10 protein-coding genes are annotated in these 13,522 nt (G+C 61.2%); 1 reads left to right on the forward strand and 9 read right to left on the reverse strand.

Going from position 1 to position 13,522, the window contains the following annotated elements; all coding sequences use genetic code 11:
• Positions 1–216: 216 nt before the first annotated feature.
• From JCM17207_RS03005 to JCM17207_RS03040, 8 genes are all read right to left on the reverse strand, one after another.
• Positions 217–450, reverse strand: a complete 234-nt coding sequence (locus JCM17207_RS03005) for a methylenetetrahydrofolate dehydrogenase (protein ID WP_238316183.1) — start codon at positions 448–450, stop codon at positions 217–219.
• Between the two features lie 94 nt (positions 451–544).
• Positions 545–1,369, reverse strand: coding sequence for a TatD family hydrolase (locus JCM17207_RS03010; RefSeq protein WP_238316184.1), 825 nt, complete (start codon positions 1,367–1,369; stop codon positions 545–547).
• On the reverse strand, positions 1,366–2,319 hold the full coding sequence (locus tag JCM17207_RS03015; RefSeq protein WP_238316185.1) for a DMT family transporter: 954 nt from the start codon (positions 2,317–2,319) through the stop codon (positions 1,366–1,368). The genes JCM17207_RS03010 and JCM17207_RS03015 overlap by 4 nt, the downstream gene beginning before the upstream one ends.
• 12 nt (positions 2,320–2,331) lie before the next feature.
• The gene (gene metG / locus JCM17207_RS03020) at positions 2,332–4,323 is read right to left on the reverse strand and encodes a methionine--tRNA ligase (protein ID WP_282449838.1); all 1,992 of its coding nucleotides are present in this window, start codon (positions 4,321–4,323) and stop codon (positions 2,332–2,334) included.
• A gap of 1,148 nt (positions 4,324–5,471) precedes the next feature.
• Positions 5,472–6,284: an ABC transporter ATP-binding protein gene (locus JCM17207_RS03025; RefSeq protein ID WP_238316186.1), complete on the reverse strand. Its 813-nt coding sequence runs from the start codon at positions 6,282–6,284 to the stop codon at positions 5,472–5,474.
• A complete protein-coding gene (locus tag JCM17207_RS03030) occupies positions 6,284–7,240 on the reverse strand; it encodes an ABC transporter permease (RefSeq protein WP_238316187.1) in 957 nt (318 codons plus the stop codon). The genes JCM17207_RS03025 and JCM17207_RS03030 overlap by 1 nt, the downstream gene beginning before the upstream one ends.
• Before the next feature lie 90 nt (positions 7,241–7,330).
• Positions 7,331–8,395 (reverse strand): ABC transporter substrate-binding protein, encoded by a 1,065-nt coding sequence (locus JCM17207_RS03035; protein WP_238316188.1) that lies wholly within the window; start codon positions 8,393–8,395, stop codon positions 7,331–7,333.
• A 448-nt stretch (positions 8,396–8,843) separates the two neighbouring features.
• Complete coding sequence (locus JCM17207_RS03040) at positions 8,844–9,611, reverse strand: MerR family transcriptional regulator (protein WP_238316189.1); 768 nt, start codon at positions 9,609–9,611, stop codon at positions 8,844–8,846.
• Between the two features lie 106 nt (positions 9,612–9,717).
• Here JCM17207_RS03040 and JCM17207_RS03045 point away from each other — a divergent pair, with 106 nt between their 5' ends.
• Positions 9,718–11,052: an MATE family efflux transporter gene (locus tag JCM17207_RS03045; protein WP_238316190.1), complete on the forward strand. Its 1,335-nt coding sequence runs from the start codon at positions 9,718–9,720 to the stop codon at positions 11,050–11,052.
• 49 nt (positions 11,053–11,101) lie between these two features.
• Here JCM17207_RS03045 and JCM17207_RS03050 read toward each other — a convergent pair whose 3' ends face one another.
• The gene (locus JCM17207_RS03050) at positions 11,102–13,513 is read right to left on the reverse strand and encodes a YfhO family protein (RefSeq protein WP_238316191.1); all 2,412 of its coding nucleotides are present in this window, start codon (positions 13,511–13,513) and stop codon (positions 11,102–11,104) included.
• Positions 13,514–13,522: the final 9 nt, after the last annotated feature.

Consider the following 13,522-nt stretch of genomic DNA (forward strand, 5'->3'; position numbering starts at 1 on the left):
CTCTCCAATCTGACGCAGAGTCATTCCCTGGCTGCGAAGCTCTATTATTTCCTTCTCGTGTTCCTGAATGTGGCTGTATTTTCTGGGCATAGCAAAGACCTCCTGTAGTAGTTTTATTCTACCACAGGAGGCCTTCTTTTTTCATTGTCCGTTTTTACTAGAGCGGTTCACAACGCCCAGGGCGGGGGCTCCTTTCTGTTTTGTCCGGCCGGGAGATTACTTGACGTACTCCACGGTATACTCGAAGCCGTACTCTTCCTGCAGCTTCTTGACGGCGGGCTCGCAGTCCTCGATGAAGGTGGGGGCGTAGACCGAAGCGCCGTTGTGGGCCTTCTTGTAGTCCTCCACGATCTGCTGCAGCTTGGCCCAGCCCTCGTTGGCCTTGGCCTGGTCCACACTGTCGGGGAAGTTGATCAGGAACTCGCGGTGTTTGGGAATCCGTGCTTTCATGGTAAAAATCTCCTTTAAAAGTAAGAATCGAAATTCAAATCCATCCAAACGAAAACCACCGGGGTTTTCGGGATAACAGAGTAAAGAAGGGGGCTTATTCCAGCCCAAAGACCCGGCGGGCGTTGGCCGCCGTCTGGGCAAAGACCTGCTCGGCGGGCAGCTGTTTATGCTGGGCAATATACTGCCCCACGTACTGGATCATGGAGCTGTCGCACCGGCGGCCTCGCACCGGCTCGGGGGCCATATAGGGGCAGTCGGTTTCCAGCAGGATGGCTTCCAGGGGCAGGGCCTCGATGGCCTTGGCGGCCCGCTTGGCCCCTTTAAAGGTGGCCGCGCCGCCGAAGCCCAGGCACATTCCCTGTTCCGCCAGCCAGACCGCGTCCTCGGCGCTGCCCGAATAACAGTGCAGCACCCCTTTGGGGCGGTACTTTTTCAGCAGGGCGTAAACGTCGGCGTGGGCCTGCCGGTCGTGGACGATGATGGGTTTATCCAGTTCCAGGGCCAGCCGGATCTCCGCCTCAAAGAGGGCCAGCTGGGCGTCCTTGGGCACCGGCCAGTGGTAATCCAGGCCGCACTCCCCTACCGCCACCACCTTGGGGTCGTCGTAATAGGGTTCGAGGGCTTTCATCTCGGCGGCCCAGTCGCCCCCATACACCGAAATCGTAGGGGCCGGGGCCTCGTCGCCGCAGTCCTCGGCGGGGAGCAGGCTCTCGGGGTGAATCCCGATGGCCGCCCAGATCCAGGGGTAGCGGTGGGCCAGCTCCAAACAGCGGGGGGCGTCCCCCGAGTGGGTAGCCTGTTCGCAGACCCCTACCACCCCCTGGCCGGGCAGACTGGCCAGCAGGGCGTCCCGGTCGGCGTCAAAGGCCCGGGAGGAATAATGGGCGTGGGTATCAAAGATGGGGCCGGAAAACGTCATACAGTCACCTTCTTTTGGGGCCGGTTGACCAGCCAGATGCCAATGCAGACCAGGGCCAGCGCCCCGAGATACCGCCAGTCAAAGAGGGGTTCGCCGTTGAGGACGGCGGAGAGCAGCACATTGACTACCGGGTTGACCAGCGCAAAGACGCTGATCCGGCTGACGGGGTTGTTCTTCATCAGCAGGGCCCAGAGCAGGTAGGCCGCCCCCGACACGCAGGACAGATAGAGCAGCACCCCGAAAGCCAGGGGGCTCTGGGGCGAGAGGGACCCGCCCAAGGCCAAACCCAGCCCAAAGAGGACCACGCCCCCAAAGCCCAGATTGATGCAGCAGGCCGCGAAGCTGTCTGCCTTCCGGGTCAGGGATTTATTCCAGGGGCCCGAGAAGGTGAACATGACAGTAGCGGTCATCATATACAGGATGCCCAGAGCGCTGCCGCCGCCGTGGTTGCCGATGGTGGCCACCAGCACCCCGCCGAACCCCACCGCACAGCCCAGGGCTTTGGCGGGGGTCATCCGGTCGGCTTTTCCATAGAGGAAGTGGGCCAGGATCACCCCCAGGAAACTCTGGGTGGAGTTGAGAATCCCGCCGAAAGCCCCGGTGAGCAGGGCCACGGCGAAGTAGTAGATGCCATAGTGGAGGGTGGTCTGCCAGAGGCCCAGGGCGCAGCACTCGGCCAGCACCTTTCCCCGGGGGAAGATGGGCGGCCGCTTTTGGAGCAGGCAGCTGCCCAGAAAGACCCAGACGCTGGCGATGGCAAACCGCGCCCCCGCAAAGCAGAGGATGGAAGCGGTGTCGGCGGCATCGATCCCGAAGAGCCGGTACCCCAGTTTAATAAAAGGGAAAGCCGAGCCCCACAGGCAGTTGCAGAGGATGGCGAACCCCGCCGCACACCAGGGGGTGCCGAACACCCGATCCAGCCGGGAAGCCGGGGCGGTTTGGGTGGTCACAGTGCGCCCTCCTTAGTGGATGCGGGCGCCAGCGGGGACGCTGTCGGGGTAGAAGGCGATGGCGCAGCCGCCGTCGGCGGTATCTGCGGCCACGATCATGCCCTCGCTGGTATACTTGCCCTTCATCATGGGACGGGGGGCGAGGTTCGCCACGATGCCCACCTTCTTGCCGATCAGGTCCTCGGGCTTGTACCACTTGGCGATGCCAGAGAGGATGCAGCGCTCCCGCTCGCCGTCAAAGACGGTCAGGTGGAGCAGCTTTTTGCTCTCCTTCATGTTCTCGCAGGCCCGGATCTCGGCCACCCGCAGTTCCACCTTGCAGAAGTCGTCAAAGGCGATCTCGGGCTCGTGCTCGATGGGCTCGGCGGGAGCAGCCTCCACCGCAGGAGCGGCGGCGGCCTCCTTGGCCTTCTGGGCGGCCTCGGCCTCAGCGCGGCGCTTCTCGTCCTCGGCTTTCAGGTGGGCGATCTCCTTGGCCACGTCAATCCGGGGGAAGAGTGCCTCGCCCTTGTGGACGGTGTAGCAGGTCTGCTTGCCGTAGACGGCATCGGCCAGCACCAGAGCCTCCTTGCCCAGGCCCAGCTGCTCCATCATCTTGGGAGCGGTGGAGGGCAGGTAAGCGTTCAGCAGGACAGCGCAGACCCGCAGAGCCTCGCACAGGTGGTAGAGGACGCACTCCAGGCGCTCCTTGTTGGCTTCGTCCTTGGCCAGGGCCCAGGGAGCGGTCTCGTCGATATACTTGTTGGCACGCTGGATCACCGCGAAGATCTCCATCAGAGCCTGGGGAATGGTGAGGTTGTCCATATCGGCGGCAACCTTCTCCAGCAGGCCGTTGATCATCCCCTCCAGCTCGGCGTCGATGGCCTCGGTGCCGGGGCAGGCGGAGACGGTGCCGCCGAAGTACTTCTCACACATAGCAACAGTACGGCTGAGCAGGTTGCCCAGGTCGTTGGCCAGGTCGCTGTTAATCCGGTTGATCAGGGCCTCGTTGGTGAACATGCCGTCGTTGCCGAAGGGAATTTCACGAAGCAGGAAGTAGCGGATGGCGTCCACGCCGTAGCGGTTGCAGAGGATGACGGGGTCCACCACGTTGCCCACCGACTTGGACATCTTGCCGCCGTTCATCAAGAGCCAGCCGTGGCCGAATACCCGCTTGGGCAGGGGCAGATCCAGAGCCATCAGCATGGCGGGCCAGAGGATGGTGTGGAAGCGGAGAATCTCCTTGCCCACCATGTGCAGGTCGGCGGGCCAGAACTTGTCGTACTCGTTATAGGTGTCGTTGCCGTAGCCCAGAGCGGAGATATAGTTGCTCAGGGCGTCCACCCAGACGTACATGGTGTGCTTGGGGTCAAAGGGAACCGGGATGCCCCACTTGACCGAGGTACGGGAGACACAGGTATCCTGCAGGCCCTGCTTGATGAAGGCGATCATCTCGTTCTTCCGGCTCTCGGGCTGGATGAACTGGGGGTTCTCCTCGTAGAGTTTCAGCAGGCGGTCGGCGTACTTGCCGGTCTTGAAGAAGTAGGCCTCCTCGTGGGCGTCGTAGACCTCGCGGCCGCAGTCGGGGCACTTGCCGTCCACCAGCTGGCTGTCGGTCCAGAAGCTCTCGCAGGGCTTGCAATAGTGGCCCACATACTCGCCCTTGTAGATATCCCCCTGCTCATAGAGCTTGGTGAAAATCTTCTGGCAGGACTGGATGTGGTAGTCGTCGGTGGTGCGGATGAACCGGTCGTAGCTGACGTCCAGCAGCTTCCACAGATCCTTGACGGTGGCCACGATGTTGTCCACATACTGCTTGGGCTCCATGCCGTGATCGGCGGCCTTGTCCTGAATCTTCTGGCCGTGCTCGTCGGTGCCGGTCAGGAACATGACCTCCTTGCCCTGCATCCGCTTGAAGCGGGCCAGCGCGTCACAGGCCACGGTGGTGTAGCTGTGGCCGATGTGCAGCTTGTCGCTGGGGTAATAAATCGGGGTGGTGATATAAAAGGTATTGTGCTCGCTCATGATTTCTCTGCCTTTCCTGTTAAATTGGACGCGGTTGAAAAAAGCTCCCGTCCTCGCTGGGCCGACACCCTGCAAGGACGGGAGCGAAACTGCTTCCGTGGTACCACCTTGGTTCGCCGCCTCCTCGCGGGGGCCGGCCTCGGCGCTGCGGCGCGTTTTGGGCGCGTACAGCTGGGCGCTGTAACGGGCGCTCCCGTCCCGGGCTAGGCGGTTCCCGCTTCACCCGTGCGGCTCCGAGACCATTTTCAGCTCTCTGTCCCCTGCCCGTTTCCACCGCCCGGGCTCTCTGCGAGGGGCTAACCAAAAGCCTACTCTTCTCTTCACAGCCAATTTGATACTATCGGGTCTATTGTATGCGAAGGGCCGTGATTTGTCAACAGAAAGACAAAAGTTTTTGGCCTCCCGGGGCGTACAAACAAAAAATCCTGGCGGATAAGAGCGGTTGCAAGCTCTCATCCGCCAGGCGGTTTACTTCTTCGGAGTCATAGCCTCATGTCCTCACATTCCTCATTTTTCGGAGGGGACCTCAACTTTCATAGGTTGGTCACTCCTTTTGAGCGATGGGGGAAGGGGAAGCTGCTTTAACTAGTACATTGGTCTCATGCCTCATCTTACATCGTTGAACTTCGGACTTAAGAGAATCTTCATGCCGTCACGTTCTTTCGATTTGGGATTGCTCAGGGGACGCGCTTAACTAGATCATTGGAGTAACTCCTTCACTCTTATTCAAATATCCGAATCCGTGCAAGTCCTTTCATGGGGATCACCTTCCGCGGATCTATTTGAATCGCCAGGGGTTTTTATTTGACAGACCATCAAGGTCGCTGGAATTTACATCAAGACTTCGCTTTAGCCTTCGGCTTTTTTATTTTCGGGGGAAACATCCCGTACTGGAAAGCGGCTATTTTTGTTTTTCAGCGACTCCCGACAGTCTGTCCAAACTGAACGGGATCCATATCAACCATCGGTCTTCGCTCCTTTCTGCTTCAAGTCAGCGGGGTTAGATCTCTTTTGATCTTCTGCTGTACTTCTCTGTTTCTGGCTTTATTATACCCAGCCCGGTGCCGTTTGTCTATTCGCAGAATCCACAAGGAATTTGTACAAAAGTTATGCACATTTAAATTGTTTCATTGTGCATAACATACAGCTCACTTTTCCGTCTTGCTGAGCAGAATCCGGTCGTTGTCCAGCTGCTGGCCCGCGTTCTGGCGGAACTTTTCCAAGAGGTCGTCCACCGTCATCCGGCTGCGCTCTTCCCCTTCCACGTCAAAGACGATCCGGCCGCCGTCCATCATCAGGGTGCGGTTGCCCAGCTCCAGGGCCTGGTGCATATTGTGGGTGACCATCAGGCAGGTGATCTTCTGCTCGGCCACGATCCGGCTGGTGAGGGCCAGGACCTTCTCGGCGGTGGCGGGGTCCAAAGCGGCGGTATGTTCGTCCAAGAGCAACAGCCGCGGGGTGACGAGGGTAGCCATCAAGAGGGTCAGGGCCTGGCGCTGGCCGCCCGAGAGCAGCCCCACCGGCTGTTTCATCCGGTCCTCGAGGCCCATGTCCAAAAGGGCCAGACGCTCCCGAAAGAATTCTTTGTCCTTGCGGGAGATCCGGGAGAAGGTGGCCCGCTGGGCCCGGCCCGCCCGCAGATAGGCCAGGGCCAGATTCTCCTCGATGGTCATATTGGGGGCGGTGCCCTTGAGGGGGTCCTGGAACAGGTGGCCGATCACCCGGCTGCGCTGGAACTCGGGCTTAAAGGTGATATCCTCCCCGCCCAGGATGATGCTGCCCTCGTCGGCGATGAAGGCGCCTGTGATGGCGTTGAACAAAGTCGATTTGCCCGCGCCGTTGGAACCCACAATGGTGGCGAAATCCCCGGCCTTGAGTTCCAGGTTCACCCCGTCCAGGGCGATTTTTTCGTTGACGGTGCCAGGGTTAAAGGTTTTGCGGATGTTATGAAGCTTGAGCATCAGGCGCCCTCCTTCCCGGAAGTTCCATAGGTTTCAGCGTGGCGCAGGCGAGCTTCCTGCTTGCGCTTTTCAAAGGCGATCCGTTTGCGGATGGCGGGCATGGAGATGGCCACCGCCACAATCAGGGCCGACACCAGCTTCATGGCCGCAGCGGGCACATTGAACCGCAGGGCCACCGCCACGATAAACCGGTAGAGACAGCTGCCGAAGACCACACCCAGCACCCGGCGGGGCATGCTCCGCTTGCCCAGGATGGTCTCGCCGATGATGAGGGAGGCCAGGGCGATGGTCACCATGCCGGTGCCCACGTTAATGTCGCAGCTCTTCTGGTACTGGGCCAGCAGGCCGCCGGAGAGGGCGGTCAGGCTGCCCGAAATGCACAGGCCCACCGTGATGGTGTAGGCGGGGTCAATGCTGGAGGCCCGGACCATGGCGGCGTTGTCGCCGGTGGCCCGGATGGACAGGCCCAGCCGGGTACCGAGGAACCAGAGCATAGCGCCCCCGGCCGCCAGGATCACCAGAGCCGCCAGCAGCAGAATGTGCCACCCGCCCATAAAGGAGAGGGCCTCTTTGGCCAGAGAAAAGACGGTGTCTGTCTTGACCAGGCTGATGTTGGAAGAAAAGCCCATCACCGCCAGGTTGATGGTATACAGGCCGGTGTTGACGATGATACCGGCCATAATGCTCTCCACCCCGAGGCGGGTCTGCAAAAAGGCGGTGATGAACCCGGAGCAGACCCCCGCCGCCATGGCGGCAAAGAGGGCCAGCAACGGGTGGCCGGTCAGGGCCACCTGGCAGCAGACGGCACACCCCAGGGTGAAGCAGCCGTCGGTGGACAGGTCCGCAATGTTCAGGATGGAATAGCTCAGAAACAGCGCCAGCGCCACCAGCGCGTAGATGCAGCCCAGCTCCAGGGCGGTCTTCAATACATTCAACGAAAAAATACTTGCCAGCATGATCTACCTCAAGCTCCCTTGTTTCAAATCAAAAACCCGCCCGGGCACTCCCGGGCAGGGTATGGGGTTTGCGCTCCCGTCTGCCGTGGATTATTCAAAAGCCTCGGCGGTGGCGATAGGCTGCACCTCGGTGCAGTAGGGCTCGAAGGCCACCGCCAGGGTATCGTAGTCCAGGCCCAGGGCGGCGCAGGTCTCGGTGTTGATGGTGGCGATGCCGTTGTCGAAGGTGCGGTAGGGCAGCTCGGCGGGGGTCTTGCCGTCGCAGAGCAGCTCGGCCACCATATCGGCGGTGGCCTCGCCCAGTTGGACGTAGTCCACGCCGTAGCCCAGCAGCGCGCCATTCAGCGCGAAGCTGTCGGCGCCGGTGTAGTGCTGCATTCCCGCCTCGATCATGGTCTCATAGATGGCCAGCTCGGCGGTCATGATGGTGTTGTCGGTGGGGGTGAAGACCACTTTCACCCCGGCGGCGGCCAGAGCCTCCACGGCCATCTGGACCTCGGCGGTGGTGGTACCGTTCTTCTCAATGTATTCGATGCCGTTTTCGTCGCAGAAAGCCTTGGCGTCGGCGATGGCCTGGGTGGAGGAATCCTGGCCCAGATCATACAAAAGGCCCATCTTGTCGAGGCCGGGGTTGGCGGCCAGGATCAGGTTCATGATGGCGTGGGTGTCCAGGGCGTCGGAGGTGCCGGTGATGTTGTCCAGCCCCTCAAAACCGGCCCCGGCCGGGTCGGTGACCGCCGCGAACACCACCGGGATCTCGGTGTCTTCCACCGCGTTCAGCATGGTAACCGCCGTGGGGGTGGCCACCGCCACAATCACATCCACCCCGTCGGCCACCAGGTCGGCGCCGATCTGGTTCAGGTTGGACTGGTCGGCCTGGGCGTTGGAGTAGTAATCCCCATAATTAAAAGAGACTCCCTTTTCCGCGCCGATCTCGTCCAGCCGGGCCTCCAGGGAGGCCACAATCTGGTTGAGGGAGGCGTCGTCCACATAGTTTACGATGCCTACCTTGAAGCCGCCCTCAGATCCGCTGGCGGAACCGGCGGTGGACGCGCTGCCGGAACAGCCGGTCAGGGCCAGGGCAGAGAGTGCAGCGGCCGAGTATGCGGCGGCCTTGAGGAAGCTGCGGCGGGAGATTTTGTTCAGTTTTTTCATACGAGATAGCTCCTTTCCTGCGGGGGCGGGGCGTTCCAAATAGAAAAGCCCGCTCCGACTGCTTGCGGAACGGGCCTTTTGGGATAAAAAAACGACCCGTCCCTGTGTGTTTGCCACAAGGACAGGATCGGAAAATACGATTCTGCGGTGCCACCTTGTTTGCTCTGCGTTTCATTGCAGAGCCCCTCACGGAGAGCCAACACTCCCCTGCCCTGTAACGGAGGCTCCCGTCCAAAGCTACTGCGGGTCTTTTATAGCAAGCCCCGGTTCGCCCGGCCCTCGGCGGCCCACGATGTCTGCCCCGCTTTCGCCCGTTCCCATCGCTCCGGGCTCTCTTGAGATGCGCTGTGCAGGATCTCTTCCGCCTCATCGGTTTGTCTGCATTATACACTTTATCGGCATAAAGTCAAGCAGGAAATTTTCATCTAAACGATGAATCAATCTTATTTTATTCAAGGATCCTCACCCGCAGCACCCGCAGGCCCTCGGTCTGGGGCTCCTGGGGGTTGACGCTCAGCTCGTTGAACTCTGCGTAACTCTTGCCCTCGAGGGCAAGGCCATGGGCCCCGGCGTATTCTTCCAGGGTCTTTCGCGCCCCAGCCATCCAGAGCCGCAGGGGCTGGTCGGAGGCCTCGAAGAGACAGAGATACTCCCCGCCGGGCATTGGGATGGGCCCGTCCGCCCGACGCTGGTAGATGAAACTCTCCTCCCCTTCGCTGCACATGCCGGTGCCGGGGCCATCGGTGAGGTAGTTCATAATCACCAGCTTATGGCTGCGCATCTCCGCATCGGTGAGCAGCACCGCCAGCCGGTCCGGCTCCTGGCAGAGCCGCTGAGGCCCCTGGCCGCAGTACTGGAGAAAATCCCGGTTTTCCCGCCGGACCCGCTCCAGCATGGCTTTTCGGGCGTTGAGCTGGGCCAGCCGCCGGGCCAGCTCCCGGCTCTGCTGGTCCAAAAGCTGGTCCATCAGGGCCAGGTCTCCGCTGTCCAGATACCGCTTGATCTCCTTTAAGGGCAGGCCCAGGTCTTTCAGGGCAGCGATGAGGGCCAGCCGGTCCAGCTGAAAAATCGAGTAGTACCGGTAGCCGTTTTCCTCCACCCGGGCAGGGCGGAACAGGCCGATCTCGTCGTAATATTGCAGAGTCTTTTTGTTCATCCCCGCCAACTGCGCAAAGGCGGCGGTGCGGTAGTACCCCTGGCCGGAACCATCTTTCATAAAAACCCTCCCAAAAGCCTCTTGACTGTCCAGTTACTGGACAGTTTATGATAGTGTCAGTGTAACAGAGAGAACTCAATTTGACAAGAGAGGGGTTTAAAGAGCGATGAACGAACAAGAAAACACCCTGCTGTATGGCCCGGTGCGGGCGGGGCTGGTCCGGTTTGCCCTGCCGGTGATCCTGAGCATGCTGGCCACCCAGCTCTACACCGTGGCCGACACCATGGTGATCGGCCTGCGGCTGGACGCGGCGGCTCTGGCAGCGGTGTCCAACGCATCCACCGTCCTGATGATCTTTTTGTTTGTGTCGGGCGGGATGGAACTGGGAGGTGGGCTGCTGCTGGCGGCCAAGCGCCCCACCGCCACCCGGGAAGAACTCTGTGCCATGACCTACAACCTGCTTTTGATCGACGGAGCGATCGGTCTTTTGATGATGGCTCTGGGCTACGGGGGGATCGAGCAGTTTTTGCGCTGGATCAACACCCCCGCCGAGATCCTGCCCGAGGCCGCCCGCTACGCCTGGTTTTACCTGCCCGGCCTGCCCTGCCTGATGCTCTACGATCTGGCCAAGCAGATCGTCATCGGCTCGGGGGACTCCAAGACGCCCTTGTATGCGGTGCTCTTCACCTCGGTTCTGAACGTGGGGCTGGACATCGTCCTGGTGGGGCCCTTCGGGGTGGCGGGGGCGGCGGCGGCCACCGCCTTTTCCCAGCTGGTGGGGCTGGTGGTGATGCTGGCCCACCTGCACAAAACCCTTTTGATCCAGCCCTTCCGCCCCGGGATGCTCCGGCCCGCCCTGCTCTGGGATATCTTCCGGCTATCGGCCCCCAACGCCGTCCAGCAGGCCTCGGGGCCGGTGGTCAATCTGGTGAAACAAGGTCTCTTGGGCACTCTGGGTGTGGCGGCCATCGCCGGCTTCTCCTGCGCCAGCAAGCTCTCTACCCTTTTGCTCATGCCGGTGTTCGGGGTGGCCCAGTCCCTGGTGTTTTTCATCGCCCAGAACACCGCCGCCGGCCAGCCCGGCCGGGTGACCGAGAGCCTGCGGGAGGCCCGGCGGCTGGTCCTGCTCTATGCCGCCCTGGTGGTGGGGGGATGCGTCCTCTTTGCCCGGCCCATGCTGGGGCTCTTCACCGAGGACGCCGGGGCGGTGGCCTTCGGCGCGCTGATGCTCAGCCGGGACGCCCTGGCCTACCCCTTCACCTGTCTGCGGCATATGCAGGAGGCCCGGCTCCGGGGCGCCCAAAAAATGGGGTTCTATCTAATCTCCAACCTGGGGGTGGTGGCCCTCAACCTTGCCGCCTGCGTGATTCTGGTGCCCCGGGTGGGTTTCGACGGGTTCTATCTCTCCTCCTACATCAGCGCGCCGCTGGGGCTTTTGACCGCGGCGGCCCTGGTGCGGCTGAGCCAGAAATCCCCCGCCCCGGCCCCTGAATCCTCCTGACAAAAATCCCGCCGCCCAGTGCAGAAAACACCAGGCGGCGGGATTTTGTTTAGGCTCTTGTTTTGGAAGTGCGCTTTCTGCGCTGGAACCAATTCCAGCCCAGATAGAGGATAAACACCGGGATGGCCACCAGGGTCACCCCCCGGCTCAGGGCCAGGCCGTCCGGCTCATAGACAAAGTCGATGTTGCTCCAGCCCTCCGGGCATAGAACCGCCATCAGGCCGTCGTCCACCCGCAGAATCTCGGTCTCCTGGCCGTTGACATAGGCAGTAAAGCCGTCGTCGTAGGGCACCGAGAAAAAGACAAGGTTAGCCTGGTCCAGCTGGATTTCGGCGCTGAAGCCGGAATTCGTCATGACAAAATCGCTGCAGGCCGAGGCCCGGCGGTCGGCGCAGTCCTCCACATAGGTCTCATAGTAGAGACTGTTAAGCTGTTCCTCCGAGGCGGAGGTCAGGTACTGGCTGTACCGGGCCGCGTCCTCCGCCGAGAGCACCAACACCCGCATCAAGAGGTTCGCCCGGTTGACGGTGGGGATTTCCTCGTAAGTTTCCTCGGTGATATAGTAGTCATAGGTGAAGCCCATGGGCACATAGTTGAGGTTTTCGTAGAGGGCAAAGCCCGCCCGGGTGTCGTAATAGGCCCAGCCCTCGTCGGCCTCCTCTTCAAAGGCGGCCCGGTCGGCCTCGTTGAGGATCATATATTTGACGCTCAAGAGCCCCCGCAGGGCGTACTGGCTCAGCTCGGGGGCGCTGCGCACGTCCCGCTTGACCCCCACCGAGGGGTAGAAGTGGAGGATGCTGGGGGCGGCGGTGCTGCCGAAGTATTGCAGGCAGCTCTTGTCCAGCCAGAGGCCCAGGTTGTCGTGGGTCTGGTAGGTATCCACCCGCCAGTCCCCCTCGGGAAGCTGTTCTTTCAGTTCCAGGGCCGCCGTATACTCGGCCACGAGATCGCTGTCGGTGTACCACTGGCCGAATTTTCCGATCCCGATGTGGACCACACTGAAAGCGCAGGCAAAAGCCAGCACCGCCCCCAGCATCCGCCGGGCAAACTCTTTTCGGCCGGCCCAGTGGCGGCATATCCACCGGTAGATCCACAGGCCGATCAGCCCGAAAGCCAGCACCGCGATATACTGGCCCGGGTTCTCGAGAACGCCCAGGGACCAGCTGCCGGTCTCGCTGTCCTTTACCGGCACCAGGGCAAAGGCCACCGTGGCCACCATAATCCAGCTGAGGGTCCGGGCCGGAGAATCGAGATCCGAGGCCGGGTCCTCCCAGGCGCGGACGGTCATGGCGCAGAGGATCAGCACCGGCATATAGTACCACCGGGCGTAATAGCTGGAGTTGAGGGCATAGAAGGCGCTGTTCAGCACCGGCACCAGAGCGCAGACCATGCAGACGGCAATGATCCGCTTGTTGCCGTCCTGCCGGTGGAGCCGCCAGTAAGCTGCCGCGCCCGCCAGACTGCACAGGGGCAGATAGGCGCTCATGCTGGTCCACTTGATGATCCCCTCCGACCAGATGGAGGTCAGATAGGGGGAGTCCGGCGGCATGATCCAGCTGAGGAGGATGGCCAGATACTGCTGGACCTTGGAGTAGGTCAAAAATCCCCAGCCGGAAGAAAGATCCACGGTGCGGGGGTTCTGCATCAGGGAGAGGAAAGCCGGCCAGAGCAAAAGGCAGCCCATGGCCACCCCCAACAGGCTCTCATAGGCCAGCACCCCGAAGAGTTTGGGGGTGAGCTTGATCTCCCCCGCCGTCAGCTTGCAGACAAAATAGATGGCCAAGAACAGGGCCTGGCCCACAAAGAAGAAGTAGTTATTTAAGAGATTTACCGCCACAAAAAAGGCGAAGAGCCCCCGGCGGCGGTTATAGATGCACTCGTCCAGAGCCCAGAGCATCCAGGGGAAGAGGGCCACCACGTCCACAAAGTGGTTGAAAAAGACGTTATAAACCGCAAAGCCTGAGAATGCATAGAGGCAGGCCCCCAGGACGGCGTAGTTCTCGTCCCGGACATACCGGCGGAGCCACAGATGGGCGCCGCCCCCCGCCACTGCGAATTTCAAAACCAGCAGCGGGCACATGAGATAGGGCAGCCAGCTCTGGGGGAAAATCAGCGAAAACCAGAAGAAGGGCGAACCGTAGAGATAGAAGGAATAGGCGTTCATCACCCCGCTGCCCAGGTCCGTCGCCCAGGAGAAGGTGTTGGTGGGCAGGCTCTGACCGTTCACCGAGGTCAGCCCGTCCGGGTAGCCCGCCCCCTTGAAAAAGCCGTTCATATACCGGTAGAAGGAGATCTGCTGGCTGTTAAAGTCCCCCGCATAGTGGAAAAAACCGCCGTCCACCAGCTGGAACGGCAGGAAGATCAGGGCGGCGCAAAGGGCGCAGAGCCCCACCGTCAGCCAGAATTTGTTCTGATTCGCCCCGCCGTGCAGATGCCGCGGGGCCAGACTAGCGCGTTTCATGGTGCCTCT

Source organism: Faecalibacterium gallinarum (genome assembly GCF_022180365.1).
Classification (GTDB): domain Bacteria; phylum Bacillota; class Clostridia; order Oscillospirales; family Ruminococcaceae; genus Faecalibacterium; species Faecalibacterium gallinarum.